Source organism: Pseudanabaena minima str. Chao 2107 (assembly GCF_051131155.1).
Taxonomy (GTDB): domain Bacteria; phylum Cyanobacteriota; class Cyanobacteriia; order Pseudanabaenales; family Pseudanabaenaceae; genus Pseudanabaena; species Pseudanabaena minima.
The window spans coordinates 4,554,207-4,571,222 of record NZ_CP159508.1; the positions used below are offsets into that span (position 1 = coordinate 4,554,207).

At 42.6% G+C, this 17,016-nt stretch carries 18 protein-coding genes and 1 pseudogene; 12 read left to right on the top strand and 7 right to left on the bottom strand.

Features of this window, described 5'->3' with window-relative positions; all coding sequences use genetic code 11:
* Nucleotides 1–25: 25 nt before the first annotated feature.
* Nucleotides 26–994 (top strand): SPFH domain-containing protein, encoded by a 969-nt coding sequence (locus tag ABM313_RS20600; RefSeq protein ID WP_434685021.1) that lies wholly within the window; start codon nucleotides 26–28, stop codon nucleotides 992–994.
* Between the two features lie 27 nt (nucleotides 995–1,021).
* On the opposite strand, the gene ABM313_RS20605 is transcribed toward ABM313_RS20600, so the two are convergent.
* From ABM313_RS20605 to ABM313_RS20615, 3 genes are all read right to left on the bottom strand, one after another.
* The gene (locus ABM313_RS20605; RefSeq protein WP_281005879.1) at nucleotides 1,022–1,960 is read right to left on the bottom strand and encodes a cyanophycinase; all 939 of its coding nucleotides are present in this window, start codon (nucleotides 1,958–1,960) and stop codon (nucleotides 1,022–1,024) included.
* A 154-nt stretch (nucleotides 1,961–2,114) separates the two neighbouring features.
* Nucleotides 2,115–2,336, bottom strand: a complete 222-nt coding sequence (locus tag ABM313_RS20610) for a DUF4327 family protein (protein WP_434685022.1) — start codon at nucleotides 2,334–2,336, stop codon at nucleotides 2,115–2,117.
* Nucleotides 2,337–2,568: 232 nt separating this feature from the next.
* Complete coding sequence (locus tag ABM313_RS20615) at nucleotides 2,569–3,525, bottom strand: branched-chain amino acid ABC transporter permease (protein ID WP_434685023.1); 957 nt, start codon at nucleotides 3,523–3,525, stop codon at nucleotides 2,569–2,571.
* 10 nt (nucleotides 3,526–3,535) lie between these two features.
* Here ABM313_RS20615 and ABM313_RS20620 point away from each other — a divergent pair, with 10 nt between their 5' ends.
* From ABM313_RS20620 to ABM313_RS20665, 10 genes and pseudogenes are all read left to right on the top strand, one after another.
* Complete coding sequence (locus ABM313_RS20620) at nucleotides 3,536–4,276, top strand: C39 family peptidase (protein WP_434685024.1); 741 nt, start codon at nucleotides 3,536–3,538, stop codon at nucleotides 4,274–4,276.
* Nucleotides 4,277–4,646: 370 nt separating this feature from the next.
* Nucleotides 4,647–6,197: a tetratricopeptide repeat protein gene (locus tag ABM313_RS20625; RefSeq protein WP_434685025.1), complete on the top strand. Its 1,551-nt coding sequence runs from the start codon at nucleotides 4,647–4,649 to the stop codon at nucleotides 6,195–6,197.
* 126 nt (nucleotides 6,198–6,323) lie between these two features.
* Complete coding sequence (gene fabG / locus ABM313_RS20630; protein ID WP_434685026.1) at nucleotides 6,324–7,070, top strand: 3-oxoacyl-[acyl-carrier-protein] reductase; 747 nt, start codon at nucleotides 6,324–6,326, stop codon at nucleotides 7,068–7,070.
* Between the two features lie 74 nt (nucleotides 7,071–7,144).
* Nucleotides 7,145–7,642 (top strand): copper-binding protein, encoded by a 498-nt coding sequence (locus ABM313_RS20635; protein WP_434685027.1) that lies wholly within the window; start codon nucleotides 7,145–7,147, stop codon nucleotides 7,640–7,642.
* Between the two features lies 1 nt (nucleotide 7,643).
* Nucleotides 7,644–8,825: a glycosyltransferase gene (locus tag ABM313_RS20640; RefSeq protein ID WP_434685028.1), complete on the top strand. Its 1,182-nt coding sequence runs from the start codon at nucleotides 7,644–7,646 to the stop codon at nucleotides 8,823–8,825.
* Entirely contained in the window at nucleotides 8,822–9,460 is a 639-nt protein-coding gene (locus tag ABM313_RS20645; RefSeq protein ID WP_434685029.1) for a class I SAM-dependent methyltransferase, read from the top strand. The genes ABM313_RS20640 and ABM313_RS20645 overlap by 4 nt, the downstream gene beginning before the upstream one ends.
* Before the next feature lie 26 nt (nucleotides 9,461–9,486).
* Nucleotides 9,487–9,795: pseudogene (locus tag ABM313_RS20650) on the top strand (Uma2 family endonuclease); the annotation flags it as partial.
* Between the two features lie 51 nt (nucleotides 9,796–9,846).
* On the top strand, nucleotides 9,847–11,265 hold the full coding sequence (gene tnpC / locus ABM313_RS20655) for an IS66 family transposase (RefSeq protein ID WP_434684214.1): 1,419 nt from the start codon (nucleotides 9,847–9,849) through the stop codon (nucleotides 11,263–11,265).
* Entirely contained in the window at nucleotides 11,225–11,539 is a 315-nt protein-coding gene (locus ABM313_RS20660) for a Uma2 family endonuclease (protein WP_434685030.1), read from the top strand. The genes tnpC and ABM313_RS20660 overlap by 41 nt, the downstream gene beginning before the upstream one ends.
* 55 nt (nucleotides 11,540–11,594) lie before the next feature.
* On the top strand, nucleotides 11,595–12,359 hold the full coding sequence (locus ABM313_RS20665; RefSeq protein WP_434685031.1) for a glycosyltransferase family 2 protein: 765 nt from the start codon (nucleotides 11,595–11,597) through the stop codon (nucleotides 12,357–12,359).
* Between the two features lie 27 nt (nucleotides 12,360–12,386).
* Here the strand turns inward: ABM313_RS20665 and ABM313_RS20670 are convergent, their stop codons facing one another.
* From ABM313_RS20670 to ABM313_RS20680, 3 genes are all read right to left on the bottom strand, one after another.
* Nucleotides 12,387–12,953, bottom strand: coding sequence for a hypothetical protein (locus ABM313_RS20670; protein WP_434685032.1), 567 nt, complete (start codon nucleotides 12,951–12,953; stop codon nucleotides 12,387–12,389).
* 50 nt (nucleotides 12,954–13,003) lie between these two features.
* Complete coding sequence (locus ABM313_RS20675; RefSeq protein ID WP_434685033.1) at nucleotides 13,004–13,102, bottom strand: photosystem I reaction center subunit XII; 99 nt, start codon at nucleotides 13,100–13,102, stop codon at nucleotides 13,004–13,006.
* Between the two features lie 130 nt (nucleotides 13,103–13,232).
* Nucleotides 13,233–13,862, bottom strand: coding sequence for an alpha/beta hydrolase (locus ABM313_RS20680; RefSeq protein ID WP_434685034.1), 630 nt, complete (start codon nucleotides 13,860–13,862; stop codon nucleotides 13,233–13,235).
* Between the two features lie 176 nt (nucleotides 13,863–14,038).
* Between ABM313_RS20680 and ccsB the strand changes: the two genes are divergently transcribed.
* A complete protein-coding gene (ccsB, locus tag ABM313_RS20685) occupies nucleotides 14,039–15,094 on the top strand; it encodes a c-type cytochrome biogenesis protein CcsB (protein ID WP_434685035.1) in 1,056 nt (351 codons plus the stop codon).
* Between the two features lie 53 nt (nucleotides 15,095–15,147).
* Here ccsB and thrS read toward each other — a convergent pair whose 3' ends face one another.
* Complete coding sequence (gene thrS, locus ABM313_RS20690; protein ID WP_434685036.1) at nucleotides 15,148–16,983, bottom strand: threonine--tRNA ligase; 1,836 nt, start codon at nucleotides 16,981–16,983, stop codon at nucleotides 15,148–15,150.
* Between the last annotated feature and the right edge of the window lie 33 nt (nucleotides 16,984–17,016).

A 17,016-nucleotide genomic window follows, 5' to 3' on the forward strand; every position in this document is an offset into this window, starting at 1 on the left:
GTTCAAGCAACGATGGAAAAACATTATGGACTTATTTTTTAGTTTTGTGATCGGTGCGGGTGTCTTCTTTGGTCTCGGGAGTTCCTCATTCAAAATAGTTAACCAAGGCGAAGAAGCATTAGTTGCCTCCTTTGGGAAATACAAACGTAAACTGCCTGCTGGCCCCCACTTTATCTTGCCTTTTATAGATACCGTCAGCTACAAAGGATCAATCAAGGAGCAGGTACTAGATATTCCACCGCAACAATGTATTACTCGCGATAACGTGTCGATTACCGCCGATGCAGTGGTTTACTGGCGTGTAGTTGACATGGAGAAGGCTTTCTATCGCGTGGAAAATTTGCGTCAAGCGATGGCAAATATTGTCTTGACTCAGATTCGCGCTGAATTAGGTAGCTTAGAGCTTGATGAAACTTTCACCGCCAGAAACAAAATTAATGAAGTTCTGTTACGTGATTTAGATGATGCCACTGATCCTTGGGGTGTAAAAGTAACAAGGGTGGAATTGCGCGACATCTTACCTGCTAAAGCTGTGCAGGAAGCGATGGAAATGCAAATGACTGCCGAGCGCAGAAAAAGGGCTGCCATTCTCAATTCTGAGGGTGAACGCGAAGCTGCTATTAATCAGGCAAAGGGTTTAGCTGAGGCGCAGTTACTCAATGCTGAAGCTTCACAGAAGTCTGCCATTTTAGAAGCTGAGGGACAAAAGCAATCACGAATTTTAAGAGCTGAGGCGGAACGCCAAGAGCAAGTACTTAAAGCACAAGGTACATCTCAGGCGATGCAAGTACTATTGCAGTCAATGAAAGGCAATCCTCAAGCAAACGAGGCGCTGCAATTTTTGTTAGCTCAGAACTATATTGCGATGGGAACGACCATTGGTTCCAGTGGCAGTAGCAAAGTTATGTTTATGGACCCGCGATCGCTACCTTCAACTCTAGAAGGGCTTAAATCAATAGTTGATACCCCAGAGGCAGGGGATTGGACTAAATAAAAAAAGGCTCGCATTGCGAGCCTTTTTTTATACCGATGGACTAATGGGAATGCGCTTGAGCATGTGATATTTACAACCTGCGGCAAGAATATGTACACGTAAGTTATGGATTGTTAATGGAGCCGTGCCACTAACCCATAATTGATTGCTATAGGAAACTTCACCTGGATCAACTACGGTGACAGTACCACGTCCCAAAACGCGCATGGTATTGTTTGGCTCAAAAATAGCCACTGTATCCTCATCAATGCCAATGCCAATTTTGTCAGGATGAGCAGCGATCGCCGTCATCAGACGAGCCATCCGATTACGATTATGAAAATGTTGATCAACAATAATTTCAGGCAGGATACTTAAGCCAGTACTCATATTGACTAGTTCCTTATGAGGAGACTCGCCACTACTGCCTCCAGAAATCATGTGATAGCCCATTGCGGCTGCGCCTGCACTTGTACCAGCTAAAACTAGACGCTTTTCATCAATCCGCTTAGCGATCGTGATCGCAAAAGGAGTATCAGCGATCAACCCACAAAGACGCAGTTGGTCTCCGCCAGTCATAAATATGCCTGTAAACCGATCTACTAAAGCCTCTGCTTCAGGATAATCATCACGAGGACGCTCACGAATATCTAATACTTCTACTGCACTTGCGCCGAGTTCAGTAAAAATATCGTGATAAATTCTTCCAATAATGTCAGGTTCTCTTGAGGCGCATGGAATTATAGCAATGCGAGCTTGGGAGCCACCAGAATTTTCTACAAAGGCTTTGAGAATTTTGCGGTCTTGGACTTTATCCTCTCCACCACCAATTACCATTACCGCCGACTTAATAATTTGAGTCATGCCCCTATCTATTGCCACATCTTCATCTAAGTTCAGCATATTAGCAGATTGGTCAACAAATTTTTTCAGGCGGTTGATTAGGTTCACGCCTCGACTCAGTTTTTGCTCTTGCTGACTCGCCAATGGTTTGAATTACCTCCATTGATGCTTACATGGCTAGCAATATGGCTAAACCTAGTCAGATTGTATAACTTTTGTGCTGTTAAAGACTAGTATTTCATCAAGTAAGTACAAAATAAGGTAGGCAAAACGCTTGCCTACCTTATTTTGTACTTACTTAATCATTTAGCCAACACTCGCGGCTAACTAAATCACAAATGCGATCGCGTAATAAGTATTGATGATCTTCTAATTCACGTTCGATCTGACACCATTCGCGATCGCGAAAGAAGCGACAAAGAGCATGAATTGGTTGACTACGTGTGAGCCTTCCGCTTTCGAGCAAATGTCTTGCTTCGTCTTGAATAGCGCCGATGGAATAGTAAAGTGATTGCAACATAACCAAACTCTCTGTGTAGGTTTTTGCTTAATAAATTCAGTGATTCGCCCAATGACTTGAACTTATTGAAACTGGGACTTATCTAAAAAATAATAGAAGTCTGTAATCCAGAATACAGTCTTTAATTATCTTCGCACGGAGTTTTTACTACTACATAAAAGTAAATGAAACTCAAAAGAAAAAAATATTTCTTGTTAGAAACCATAAATGTGCTACAGCACATTTGTGGTTTCTACACTTTCTGGACAAAAGTTTTGCCAAGTAGTCCTTGGGGGCGCACAAGTAAAACGATGAACAGTAAAGCAAAGGCTACAGCATCTTTATAAGCTGATTGATCGGAGGGGACAAATGACTCAGCTAGCCCTAAGATAATGCCACCAACGACGGCTCCAGGGATATTGCCTAGCCCACCTAAGACAATTACGGCTAGTCCTTTCAAACCAAAGCCAATCCCAAAATAGGGGCCAGAAATACTGACACTGGACCCAACTAGAGTACCTGCGAGTCCACCTAGAAAACCTGACACGAAAAAGGTAAGCAGAATAAAAAAGTCAGTATTTATACCTAAAAGACTAGCGGTAATCGCATCTTCAGCTACGGCTTTCATGGCTTTGCCTAGCTTAGTGAAGTTAATCCCATAGGTGAGAATCGCTAAAATGATGCAAGACACACCAAAAATGACGATTTGGACAGTGCGAATGTTGATTGGTTTATCGATTGTACCGAAATTTATCGCAGGTGGCAGACTGCCATAAATATTGGCAGGGAAGTTATAGCTCTCCGCCCCTACAAAATATTGGATTGTATTGACGATGACTACAGCTACGCCCAGACTAGACACTAAAGTGAGTAATGGATCGGCGTGGCGATCGCGTAAAGGACGAAAAGCGATGCGCTCAATCAGAACACTTACTCCTCCTGCGAGGATGCTGCTAATGAAAATGGCAACAAAAAAAGGTAAATGTAGCTCTTTAGGTAAAGATAAGTTGGCAAGGATGCCATTAAATCCGAACGCACCACCGCATAGTACATAGGTAAAATATGCTCCGAGCGTAAACACTGCGCCATGAGCAAAGTTAATGATTCCTAAAATTGAGAATACTAATGTGTAGCCAAGGGCAAAGATGGCGTAAACACTGCCAATCGACAAGCCATTTAAAAACTGCTGTAAAAATACCGAAAAGTCCATGCGAGGTTTTATGGGTTTTTTAAAAAATTCTACACTTGCGATCGCCACTATCGCGATCGCTGTAACAGTCACACCCTCAATATCCGCAATTACTACGCTCAAGCGTCCTCATGGAGCAGCAAACAAATCTCAGGATAAATCTCAGAATTTGATTGCTGCGAATGTTTCATCCCAACCAATTCAACTGCCCGATACAGGCGCACAAAATGATAGCTGGAGTTGTGGACCAAACTCGGCAGCGCGGATATTGCGCTATTACGGTCATGATGTTAACTATGCAACAGTTCGAGCCGCGACTGATAAAAAACTATTTTTGCCACAAAAATTCCGTAATCCTCTGAATAACCAATGGATTGAGGTGCGAACTGGCACGCCGCCGCAGACATTGCAACAGGTTATGCAACGATGGGAAGGCGATCGCGTTAAGAAATCCCCACAGACAAGTTTTAATCGTCTCATTAATTTAGTGCGATCAGGTAAACCTGCGATTGCCTTGGTGCGAGTTGGTAGTCTATCCATACCCTATCTTGGCTCAATCCCTTACTTACATTGGATTGCTGTGACGGGGGCTGATCCAGTAAGTAAACAAATTTATTACACAGATACCAATAGTCAAACCTATGCTTTGTCATATCAAGATTTTCAGGCAAGATGGAATTTGGGCTTGGATCGAGATGTGAGTGGAGCGATCGCCAGTGTTCTGAAAAGTAATGGTGTAGAAGCAAGAACCATTGTATGGGTCGATAAATAATTGCAGCGCTTCGCGCTGCAATTTAAAAACCCACTTTATGAAAGGTTTGCAAAGCAAACCTTTCACAAAGTTTTGGGGGTTGTTTAATCAATAATTTCTATAGGGATCGCAAAGCGCTACCTATAGAAATTTAAGCCGTTCGACGCATCAGCTTAAGACTACATTGCAAATACGATAAATAATTGAAATCTACAATTTGATAGGTTTCCTTGCTAAAGTCATTGATGTGGTGTGATGGATCAAGACTCAGCTCTTCTAATTTGCATTTCTATTTGCATTTCTAATTTCTCAATCTACTGCTCATGATCATTTCTGCTTTTACTAACTCATAACCTCTCATGGCAGAAACAAGCTATAAGCAATATTAACTATGATCAAAACCGCAATTACGAAGATCGCATTAGTGAGCTTTTTCCCGCTAATGTGTAGTTTCGCTCCTGCTCTTGACCCGATCGCCTTAGCTCAAACATCACCTAATGTAACGACTCAGATTGCCCAGAGCGATCCACTATCCAACACACCGCTTAAGTTGGTAGAAAGAGCTAACTCGCTAAGGGAACAAAATCAACTTGATCGCGCCTTGACGCTTTATCGTCAAGCGATCGCTGCGAGTCCAGAGTTAGTGCCTGCTTACTATGGTTTAGGTGTGACGTTGCGCCAAAAGGGGGATATTCAAGGTGCAATCGAAGCTCACCGCCAAGCAATTCTGATCGATAAAAATTATACGCCTGCCTATTATGGTCTAGGGATAGCCCTGTACCAAAAGGGTGATGCCAATGGAGCGATCGATGCTTATGACCAGTTTATTCAGCTTAGTAAAGCGGATACCAATCTTGCGCCTGTTTATTACAATTTGGGACTAGCCCACGAGCGCAAAAATAATCTTCAGGGAGCGATTAACTCTTTCCGTAAGGCAATTGAGTTTGATCCCAAATATGCCCTTGCTCATAACGGTTTAGGTACAGTGCTACGTCGGCAAGGTAATCGCCAAGAAGCGATTGCTGCTTATCGTAAGGCGATCGAGCTTGCGCCCCAGTATGCGGTTGCCCATTTTGCTTTAGGGATATCTCTCTATGAAGATCGTAACTATACAGGTGCAATTGAGGCGTACAAACGGGTAACTACGATTGATCCGAATTTCCCGAATGTTTATTACAACCTTGGTTTGGCTTATAACCAGTTAAATGATCGCCCCAATGCGATCGCCACATTTCGCAGAGCCACTGAACAAGATCCGCGTAATGCTGACATCTATGCAGCTCTAGGTAGCGCTTTATTGCGTGAGGAAAATATTACAGAAGCTGCCGAAGCCTTTAGACGCAGCACTGAAATAAATCCGAGAGTTGCTAGTACTTTCAATGGTTTAGGGCTTGCTTTGCGTCGTCAAGGCGATCTTGAAGGGGCGATCGCCGCCTATGAGAAATCGATCGCGATTAATCCTAGATATGCAGCGGCTTACAATAATCTTGGACGGGTTTTGGCTGATCAAAATCGTACTTCTGAAGCAATTGCTGCATTTCGTCAAGCGATTGCCATTGATACAAAGAATGCTGTCGCCTATAGCAATCTTGGTAATTTATTGCGCTCTCAGGGCAATAGTGATGAAGCGATTGATGCTTTTCAGAAAACCATTGCGATCGGTAAAGATGATTTATGGGTTGACTACACTAGTTTGGGGTTAGCTTATGCTGATCGCGGTCGCCTTGGTGAAGCTCAAGCTGCCTATTTCAAGGCTCTATCTTTAAACCCGACTTTTGCGAAGGCTCATTTCGGGCTAGGGGCTTTGTACACGCTCAAGGGTGAGGTTAGTAACGCGATTCGCTCTTACCAAGAGGCTTTGAAGCTATACGAAGAAAATCGTGATGCCGAATGGATCAAGCGGACACAGCAGGCTATCCAAGCATTGCAAGGGATTACATAAAAACAGGCTGTGCCAAGCACAGCCTGTTTTTATGTGTTAAGTGACACTCAAATCGTTAAACTGTGATTCTAGTCGCGTGTGCGCGACCAGATTTATGAAATAGATTATGGAGTTTTTAATATAAGCATGGGATTTTTAGAAGGTCAGGTGGCGATCGTTACAGGTGCATCTAGGGGCATTGGACGTGCGATCGCCGTTGCACTCGCGGCTGAAGGTGCAAAAGTCGTGGTGAACTATGCCAGTTCTGCTAGCGCCGCCGAAGAAGTTGTTGCCGAGATTAAAAGCAAAGGTGGTGAGGCGATCGCCTTTCATGCCGATGTGTCCCACGAAGCGCAAGTGGAGAGCTTACTCAAATCAGCGATCGATACATGGGGACGCATAGATGTTTTGGTTAACAATGCGGGCATTACGCGCGACACGTTGCTGCTGAGAATGAAGCTAGAAGACTGGCAAGCGGTAATCAACCTCAACCTGACAGGCGTATTTCTGGCTACTCGTGCTGTGTCCAAAGTGATGCTCAAGCAAAAATCAGGTCGCATTATTAATATCGCCTCCGTCGCTGGACAAATGGGCAATCCCGGACAAGGAAATTACAGTGCTGCCAAGGCTGGCGTAATTGGGTTTACTAAAACCGTTGCCAAGGAAATGGCAAGTCGTGGCATTACTGTAAATGCAGTAGCCCCAGGATTCATTGCCACAGATATGACCGCAGATCTCAAGAATACTGACGATATTCTCAAATTTATTCCCCTTGGTCGCTATGGTCAACCTGAAGAAATTGCAGGAATGGTGAGATTCCTAGCGGCAGACCCTGCGGCTGCTTATATTACTGGGCAAGTCTTTAATGTCGATGGCGGCATGGTTATGGCTTAATTTATGTGGCGCGGCAAAACCGCGCCACATAAATTGCCGCTTCCTAAATTCTGTTAGTTTTTTGAGAGAGCCATATGCACCACACCTTCAAAATTTTTAGCCAAGTTTTGAGTATTTGGATATTTGCGATTAGCTTTTTGGTTATTAGTCCCAATTTGGTGATCGCTGCTCCAACCAATGCACCAGTCAAAATTGCATCCGTTGACTTCACTAAACAAACGGCGATCGAGGTGAAAGTCAGTCTGAGTAACACTGCCAATGAACTTAAATTTATTCCTGATCGCTTCACCTTTGAGTCGGGCAAACGCTACAAGTTATTGCTAAATAATCCTAGCGGCTTGAAACATTACTTCACTAGCAAAGATTTTGCTGATGCAATCTGGACTCAAAATGTTGTTGCGGGTAATGTGGAAGTTAAAGGCAATATTCGCGAACTCGAATTACGCCCAAATACTACTGCTACATGGACTTTTATACCTATCAAATCTGGGACTTATGAGTTACATTGCGCGATCGCTGGTCATACAGAAGCAGGAATGCGCGGGCTCATTACAATTCAACCGAGTGCATAAATTGAAAGTTCTCCATATCATTCCCTCTGTAGCAACAGTACGTGGTGGTCCCAGTCAAGCGGTGATTGAAATGGTGAGCGCTTTGCGATCGCAAGGAGTAGATGCAGAAATAGCGACCACTAATGACAATGGCAAAGATTTACTAGATGTGCCTCTATATGAACTTACCGATCAGTTATCTGAGTACGGTTCTGTACCAATTCGCTTCTTTCCTCGGTTTTCGCCAAATATACATACGTTGCGAGAGTTTGCCTTTTCGCGATCGCTGACAACTTGGCTATGGCAACACATCACTGAATATGATCTAGTTCATGTCCATGCAATTTTTTCCTATGCTTCCACAATTGCCATGGCGATCGCCCGTATTAAAAAAGTCCCTTACATCAATCGTCCTTTAGGGCAACTTTGTATATGGTCGTTGCAGCAGAGTAAGGTACGCAAAAAAATATATCTGAAGTTGATTGAACGTTCCAATTTATTGCATAGTCAAGCAATTCATTTCACGGCTCAACAGGAACTAGAAGAATTCAATCTATTGAAGCTTAATATTTCTAGTTTTGTCTTACCTCATGGCGTGCAGGTTCCAGAGCTAATTTCTGATGCTCAAGAGAGAGTCCACAAACTTTTGCAAATACCCGATCGCTGTCCTATTATTCTCTTTATGTCCCGTATCCATCCTAAAAAAGGATTGGAATACTTGATTGCGGCACTTGGTGAATTAAAAGAATATGATTTTGCCTTTGTGATCGCAGGTAGTGGTGAACCTGATTATGTAAGTCAAATTCAAGATTTGTTGGTAACTCATGGAATCAGCGATCGCACGTATCTAGTCGGTTTTGTCGAGGGTGAAACTAAAAATTTGTATCTCCAAGGTGCAGATTTATTTGCACTCACTTCCCATTCTGAGAATTTTGGTATTGCGGCGATCGAGGCTCTTGCGTCTGGTACACCAGTATTGATTACTGATGGAGTTGCGATCGCACCGATGGTACAAAAACAGGCGATCGGCTATGTCACTACATTAGAGATTAAGGCAATCGCTTCTACAATTCAAGATTTTTTCGAGCATCCCCAAACTGCTAAACAAAAAGGCGATCGCGCCCAGCAATATATTGCTGATCACTATGCTTGGGATAAAATAGCCCAAAAGTTGCTCACTACATATACCAAGTATGCCAAATGATAAATACAAATTCAACTTGCGAATACTTCTATAAAACTGCTGAATCTGGTCATCATCATCATTATATTTTTCCTGTTTTAAAAAAACTATTGTGTAAAGTCAAAACAAATGGGAATGGAAAGTTACGATTATTAGATATAGGTTGTGGGAATGGAAGCTTAAGTAACTTAATTGCCAAAGAAGGCTATGAAGTTGTGGGAATTGAAGAATCTCTTTCAGGATTTACTACTGCTACTAATAGCTTTCCAGAATGTAAATTCATTCATGCCAACTTATATGACATTCCATACTCTGAGTTAGGAGGAGATTTTGATATAGTTGTCTCTGCTGAAGTCATTGAGCATTTAGTATATCCAAGAGAGTTAATTAAATCTGCTAGGAAATGTTTAAAGCCTAATGGAGTATTGATTTTAACAACGCCATATCATGGATATATTAAAAATCTAGCTCTTGCTCTAACTGGTAAAATGGATAATCATTTCACTGTGCTATGGGATGGTGGACATATCAAATTCTTTTCTGTAAATACTCTAACAAAGTTGCTGATTACAGAAGGATTTAACAACTATCAATTTGAGTTTGCTGGTAGATTCCCCTATTTATGGAAGTCTATGTTAGTTTCGGCATCCTTTTAAAATTATTGATATGAGACGAATAAATCATGATTGCAACACCTGTTAAAGCTATTACTCTAGATCTGTTTCTGCAATTGCCAGAGACTAAACCTGCTAGCGAATATATTAATAATAAAGTCACTCAAAAAATCATGCCAAAAGGTAAGCACAGTAGATTACAAGGTAAACTTTGCCAAGAAATTAATCAAGTTGCTGAATTTCCAAAGCTTGCCTATGCTTTCCCAGAGCTAAGATGCACTTTTGATGGTAGTTCAATAGTGCCAGACATTGCAGTTTTTGAATGGCAAAATATTCCATTTCTCGCAGATGGTGAAATTCCTGATAATTTTAATGTAAAGAATCAGGTAAGAAATTGACAAAAGAGTCAAAGTGGTTAAAGTAAAGGGATGAAAGAACCACCACAATATGAACGAGAAGCACTAGAAAACATGCCAGTAGGAGAACTGGTAGAAGTAATCGTGCGCCAACAAGAATGGGCACAGCAAATATATGAAGAAATAGAGAGCCTAAAAGCAGTCAACAACAGAAGTAGCAAAGACTCATCAAAACCGCCATCAAGCGACCTATTAAAACGGTCAGAGAAAAAAGTCGAAGAAATAGCAGAAGAGGAGGGTAAGAAAAAAGTAGGAGGACAATTCGGACATAAAGGAAAAACGAGAAAAGGATTTAATCGAGTAGATCGCTTTGAGACGCTCTCGCCCGAAGGCTGTCCAAATTGCGGAGGACAAGCATGGACAGAGATAGGAGTCAGCATCAGACAAACAGCAAGATTGGTAGAACAACCAATTGAAATCGTTGAATATCAGCAACAGGAATGTCAATGTAAGCACTGTGGCGCAGTGGTGTGGGGAGAATTGCCTAAAGATGTGATTGGCGAACAAGACCTAGAAGCAAGCCTACAAGGGATGTTGGTATGGTTAGGGAATTATGGACATATGAGTTATAAAAAACAGCAAGAATTGCTAAAAGAGATGGGACTAGTCGAAATCGGACTAGGAACCATCGCCGCCACCAATGAGCGAGTAGCAGACAGTATTGAAGCAAAAGTGGAAGAGCTAGCAGATTGGATTAAAGACCAACCCCAAGTTCAAGTCGATGAAACACCGTGGCTCGTCAAAGGCGTAAAAGAATGGCTATGGTCATTCAGTGGTGAAGGTTATGCGCTATATCGTGGTGCAGATACTCGTAGTCGTGCCGAACTAGAGTCAATGTTGGGAGAAAGCTATGATGGCGTATTGTGTAGTGACGACTATAGTGTGTATAACGGTTACGCCGTTGAGCGACAACAGAAATGTCTGGCTCACCTAAGACGACACTTTAAAGCACTACTTAAATTAACCCTTAAATCTCAACAAGAAATTGGGCGTATATTCATTAGGCTGATTGATGAAGCATTTGAACATCATGCGACTTGGCAAAAAAATCGTGATACTCGACCATATTTTAACTGGGCGATTGATTTTAAAAAACGAGTCAGCCAAGCTATCTCGGATTGGATGCCCAAAGTTGGCTATGCCGCAGGTAATTTATTAAAGTCCCTCAAGAAGAAATCGGCTCAATGGTGGTATTTCCTTGAAAATCCTCATGTCCCTCCTGACAATAATCGTGCCGAGCGTAATCTCAGACTTGCTGTTACCAAACGCAAAGTTTGTGGTGGCTCCCGTTCTATGGATGGTTTTCGCAATACCGCCGCTTTATTGACGGTTATTCAAACTTGTAAAGCTCAAGGTAAATCTGTCATTGATTTTTTCCGTCAAGCTTTAATTGATCCTTCTTCCATCTCTCTCATCCCTATTCTTACCTGAATTCTTACATTTTAATTTTGCACCAGACTGGATCATTGAAATTATCTCGCCTGATCAGAATGCTAATAAAGTGATCGGTAAGATTTTACATAGTCTTCAGCATGGCAGTAAATTAGGATGGTTTCTTGATCCTAGCGATCGCAGTATTCTTGTGTTTCAACCAAATCAACAGCCTATACTAATGGCAAATAGCGATCACTTACCAAGTTTAGAAATAATTCCTTTAGAGCTAACAGTTGAAGCTATATTTAGTTGGTTAAAAATGGAGAGTTAGATTTTTGTGATGTGGCTTCGCTGCGCCACAAAAACTATTAAATCGCAACGTTAAAATGCTAGAACAAATTACGCCATTAATTCTTACTTACAATGAATCTTTAAATATTGGCAGAACATTAGAGCGACTAACATGGGCAAAAAGAATAGTTGTAATCGATAGTTTTAGTGATGATAAAACTCTGGAGATTTTGAGTAGTTATCCACAAGTAGAAGTTTTTCAGCGTCAATTCGATCATTTTGCAGGGCAATGTAATTATGGAATATCACAGGTTAGAACTGAATGGATACTTTCATTAGATGCAGATTATCTTCTTAGTAATGAGTTAATTGAAGAGTTGTATTTATTAACTGATCACCTAACTAAAGATGCTTACTTTGCTAAATTTAAATACTGTGTATTTGGTCAACCTTTAAGGGGCACTCTACTACCTCCCCGCAAAGTTTTATACCGCAAAGACAAAGCTATTTATATTGAAGACGGACATGCTCATCGAGTTCAAGTTGGTGGAGAATCTGGATATTTAGCAGGATATATAAGTCACGACGATCGCAAGCCATTAAGTCGTTGGTTACAATCTCAAGATCGTTATTTACTAATTGAAGCCCAGAAGTTATTGACAACTCCAAATAGTGAATTAAGTTTTGGCGATCGCCTCCGCAAGCAAAAGGTAATTGCGCCAATTGTAATTTTGTTTTACTGCCTAATTATTAAAGGTGGAATTTTGGATGGTTGGGCGGGTTGGTATTACGCTTGGCAAAGAACGTTAGCTGAAATTTTATTGGCAATTCGCTTAATTGATTTAGAGCGCCATAAATAAAAAGCAGCGCTTCGCGCCGCTTTTTATTTATGGATTTTGGCGATTGTTATACTTTTGAGCAGTAGTAGTGGTAGGCATTATGCCATCAGTGCTAGGGGAAGCTACTTCAGACGGATCGAGGAGCTTAATCGTCACTTGATTATTTTTGATCCAGCCCTGTTTTCTCAGTAGCATTTCTTGAGACTTTCCAGAATTTAGAGTTTGGGGTAATTTTTCCCGTAGTCCATTTACCCGTTGCTCGGCAGAGTTTACCTCGGTTGTAATCTCATCAAGGCGATCTTTTTGTGAAGACTGATAGGGCAGCAATTTAGTGATCGCAGCGATCGCCGCAAGAGACAAAGCAACATTCACCGCAATTACAATAATTGACTCAACTGCTTTAGTTCGGCAATACTTCTCTCTTTTGCGTTGGACATTCTGAGCAACTGCTTCACTGTAGTTACTAGCACCATTGAAAGATGCAAGATTGCTAGAGGCAGAATGATTACTGCGCGAATGCATACTCACAACATCATTTCGCCCATATTGACCCTGCGATCGCGGGGCTTGTTTAGGTGCTGAAAAATGTGGAGATAAGTCTCGTTTGGCAACCATTCGCAACCTCTAGGCTGTAAAAATAGATATTATGAGGACTAGAAATCGGACTAAGAGTTAGAAAGGGCAGAACCCAATATAACTGCCAATACTGCGGGAACTAGTGCAACTCCCAAAGCTGAGAAAAGTTGAAAATCTGAAAGATTCATATAATATCTCCTTTATACAGTTCTTAATTTCGATCTTAACAATACACTGTCATATCAAAAATTGACTAGCCGTTAAAACAAATAAAAACAAATAAAAACAAAAAAGGACATGTCATATCCTTTTTTGTTTTTATTTGACTTGGCAATCTAAGATAAATTGCTGAATGCGATCGCAGGTTTCAGGACGAATTTCGTGGGACATCTCGTATTCTTCATACTCCACGGTCACACCCAGCCGCTCAAAGACTTCTCTTGTATTACGAGCCACGCTGATAGGAACAACTGTATCTTGCGTACCATGAGCGATCAAAATAGGCGGGAATGATACATCTGTAAGTTCTTGTAATTCTTCTTCTGTTATGTGTAAATAGCCACTCAGAGCAATCAATCCTGCTAAGGGAAATACTAAACCCACATCCAAGGTCATTGCCCCACCCTGAGAAAAACCTAGTAAAAATGTTTTCTCTAGAGGGATGCCTGTCATTGCTGGTAGATCTTCGAGAAACTGGCTGAGCAGTTCACAGCTTTTGGCTAAACCCTCAGTATCAAGACTTTGGAGGTCGTACCACATTTTGCCATTGGGCATCGGATGGTTAAAGGGAGCCTCAGGGCAAATCCATTGATAATTGCGGAGTCCAACCATAGGTGCAAGCGAGATCAGATCATCACAGTTTGCACCCCATCCATGTAGTGCGACGATTACACCAAGGGCATTGGGATTAGGTAATTGTGAGGGAAGCGATCGGTAATTTAAGGTCATGAGCAAAATTATAACTGTCACTATTCTTGTTAAGACACAAAACCTAAAAGATGAGATGCGGCGCGAAGCACCGCATCTCATCTTTTAGGGATTGCTATACAATGAAAGCGCATAGCATATGCACTTTTAAAAATCAAAACATAAAATCTTCTAACAATTGCTGGAGAATTGCCTGAATGCAACTCGTCGCGCTTCAGAACTTACTGGACAACTCATCATTTGCCGTCCTCTTTGCGACCATGCTCGTTTTCTGGGTGCATGTCGCATTTCCTAACTTGCCCTATTTACGATCGCTTGGTAATGCAGGCATGGCGATCGCCAATCTCTGTATTGCTACGTTATTGGGAGCGCGTTGGATTGATGCAGGCTATTTCCCATTGAGCAATCTGTATGAATCGCTATTTTTCTTAGCATGGGGCATTACTACCATGCATATTGTCGTTAATCGGATTGGCAACAAAAGCGCCAATGACAATGCTAAGCGTTTAGTTGGAGCCTTCACTTCACCGATGGCGATGGGAATCACCGCTTTTGCAGCACTTGCACTGCCGACAGGGATGCAGGTATCGGAACCCCTTGTACCTGCACTCAAGTCCAACTGGTTGATGATGCACGTTAGTGTCATGTTGTTAAGTTATGCCGCATTGATGACAGGTAGCATTTTAGCGATCGCCTTTTTGATCGTCACTCGTGGTCAAGAGGTAGTGCTTCAGGGTAGTTCATTTGGGACTAATCTTCGCAGTGTTACGGATACCAATCATCCCAATGATCCTAACCCTGAAACATTTGCAGCATTTGCGGTTGAGAGCATGGGCAGTATTTTAAATTCAGGTAGTCTCCAAACTGCCAATACTGGCACAATTACCACTGAGGCGATCGCTCCTAATACTAAGCCCCTATCATTGCGTCGCCTTACAATTGGTGAAACCTTGGACAATCTTAGTTATCGAGCGATCGGACTAGGTTTTCCCCTCCTGACGATTGGTATTATTGCGGGCGGAGTATGGGCTAATGAAGCATGGGGTTCTTATTGGAGTTGGGACCCCAAGGAAACATGGTCTTTAATTACATGGTTAGTCTTTGCGGCGTATTTGCACACACGTATTACTAAAGGATGGCAGGGGCGCAAGCCTGCAATTTTGGCTAGTGTCGGTCTGTTGGTGGTCTGGACTTGCTATCTAGGTGTAAATCTACTTGGTAAAGGTTTGCACAGCTATGGCTGGTTTTTATAATTTACAGCCACAAAAAAAGCGGCGCTTCGCGCCGCTTTTTTTGTGGCAACGAGCTACAACCAAGTGCGATCGCTAATGGCTGCTTGCATTTTGCTAATCACTTCATCAACGGCGATCGCGCCAAGTTCACCATGTTTGCGGCTACGAATACTCAAGGTTCCTGCTTCGACTTCCTTCGCGCCAATGACTGCCATCACAGGGATTTTGTCCATTTCTGCCTTGCGAATTTGCTTAGCCATGCGATCGCCACTATGGTCTAGCTGGACGCGCAAACCTGCCGCTTTCATCTTGGTGACTACTGCTTCGGCATATTCCATCTGACTGTCAGAAACAGCAATCAAACGAGCCTGCACAGGTGCAAGCCAGAGAGGGAAATCACCCGCATAGTTTTCAATTAAGACACCGATAAAGCGCTCGACTGAACCAAATAAGGCTCGGTGAATCATGATTGGCTGATGCCTTGCGCCATCTTCGCCAACATATTCCATTTGGAAGCGATCGGGCAAATTGAAATCTAGCTGAATCGTCGAACATTGCCAACGACGACCGATCGCATCTTCGATCTTGATATCAATTTTTGGTCCATAAAAAGCACCTCCTCCTTCATCGACCACATAGTTCCAGCCCTTATGATTGAGCGCTTGTTTGAGAGCTTCCGTAGATTTCTCCCAAATCGCATCGGAGCCAACATATTTTTCTGGACGGGTGGAGAGATTGATTTCATAGTTCTCAAAACCAAAGGTGGAGAGAATCAATTCGGCTAGATTGAGAACGCCGAGGATTTCTGATTCAATTTGTTCTTCAGTGCAGAAAATATGAGCATCATCTTGGGTAAAGCCACGCACCCGCATTAAACCATGCATGGTTCCAGAACGTTCGTAACGATAGACCGTGCCAAGCTCCGCATAGCGGATGGGGAACTCTTTGTAGGAATGGAGTGTATCTTTATAAATCAACACATGGAAAGGACAGTTCATCGGCTTAAGCTGATAAACTTGATGCTCTACTTCCATCGGCTGAAACATACTTTCGCGATAGAAGTCGTTATGTCCTGAGATTTTCCACAGATCCAAGTTTGCCATGTGAGGCGTGGTGACCGACTCATAGCCATTCTGAACATGAGTTTCTTTCCAGAAGGTTTCGATCGCATTGCGGATGATCGCACCTTTGGGATGCCAGAATACCAAACCACCACCAGCATCTTCTTGAATGCTGAATAGCTGTAAATCTTTACCAATGGTGCGATGATCGCGTCGTTTGGCTTCTTCGAGCATGGCGTGATATGCCTGAAGTTGCTCAGGGGTTTCCCATGCCGTACCGTAGATGCGCTGAAGCATCGGATTTTTTTCGTCGCCGCGCCAGTAGGCTCCTGCAATACTCTCTAGGGCAAAGGCATCGGGATGAATTTCGCCAGTACTATTGAGGTGAGGACCAGCACACAAATCCCACCAAGGCTGTTTTTCTAGCTTTTCAGGATCACCGATGAAATAGCGGCTAATATTTTGTCCTTCGGGTATGGCGGCGAGTAGCTCAATTTTGTAAGGTTCATTTAGCTTTTCGATTTCCGCAAGCATCTCAGGACGAGGCAATTCTTGACGCACAAGGGGCTGATTCCACTTGATGATCCGCTTCATTTCCTTGGCGATCGCTTTTAAATCACTAGGCGTAAAATGCTCTTTGCGATCGAAGTCGTAATAAAAGCCATTTTCAGTTGCAGGACCGATAGTCACCTTAGCATCGGGGTATAACTTTTGGACTGCCATCGCCATCACATGGGAGCATGTGTGGCGAATCCGCGCTAATTTTTCGGTATCGGCTTGCCGCAGGATATCGCTAGGTTTAATATCACTAGGTTTGCTTTCGCTGGGCTTTACTGCAACTGCATCCATAACTTGATGTCGTGACCTTAAATTTATTACAAG

Bases quoted from the DNA above. Each gene is read 5' to 3' on its own strand.
- ABM313_RS20600 (WP_434685021.1), top strand. From the start codon at position 26: ATGGACTTATTTTTTAGTTTTGTGATCGGTGCGGGTGTCTTCTTTGGT.
- ABM313_RS20610 (WP_434685022.1), bottom strand. From the start codon at position 2,336: ATGTTGCAATCACTTTACTATTCCATCGGCGCTATTCAAGACGAAGCA.
- ABM313_RS20615 (WP_434685023.1), bottom strand. From the start codon at position 3,525: ATGGACTTTTCGGTATTTTTACAGCAGTTTTTAAATGGCTTGTCGATT.
- ABM313_RS20620 (WP_434685024.1), top strand. From the start codon at position 3,536: ATGGGTTTTTTAAAAAATTCTACACTTGCGATCGCCACTATCGCGATC.
- ABM313_RS20625 (WP_434685025.1), top strand. From the start codon at position 4,647: ATGATCAAAACCGCAATTACGAAGATCGCATTAGTGAGCTTTTTCCCG.
- fabG (WP_434685026.1), top strand. From the start codon at position 6,324: ATGGGATTTTTAGAAGGTCAGGTGGCGATCGTTACAGGTGCATCTAGG.
- ABM313_RS20635 (WP_434685027.1), top strand. From the start codon at position 7,145: ATGCACCACACCTTCAAAATTTTTAGCCAAGTTTTGAGTATTTGGATA.
- ABM313_RS20645 (WP_434685029.1), top strand. From the start codon at position 8,822: ATGATAAATACAAATTCAACTTGCGAATACTTCTATAAAACTGCTGAA.
- tnpC (WP_434684214.1), top strand. From the start codon at position 9,847: ATGAAAGAACCACCACAATATGAACGAGAAGCACTAGAAAACATGCCA.
- ABM313_RS20665 (WP_434685031.1), top strand. From the start codon at position 11,595: ATGCTAGAACAAATTACGCCATTAATTCTTACTTACAATGAATCTTTA.
- ABM313_RS20670 (WP_434685032.1), bottom strand. From the start codon at position 12,953: ATGGTTGCCAAACGAGACTTATCTCCACATTTTTCAGCACCTAAACAA.
- ABM313_RS20675 (WP_434685033.1), bottom strand. From the start codon at position 13,102: ATGAATCTTTCAGATTTTCAACTTTTCTCAGCTTTGGGAGTTGCACTA.
- ABM313_RS20680 (WP_434685034.1), bottom strand. From the start codon at position 13,862: ATGACCTTAAATTACCGATCGCTTCCCTCACAATTACCTAATCCCAAT.
- ccsB (WP_434685035.1), top strand. From the start codon at position 14,039: ATGCAACTCGTCGCGCTTCAGAACTTACTGGACAACTCATCATTTGCC.
- thrS (WP_434685036.1), bottom strand. From the start codon at position 16,983: ATGGATGCAGTTGCAGTAAAGCCCAGCGAAAGCAAACCTAGTGATATT.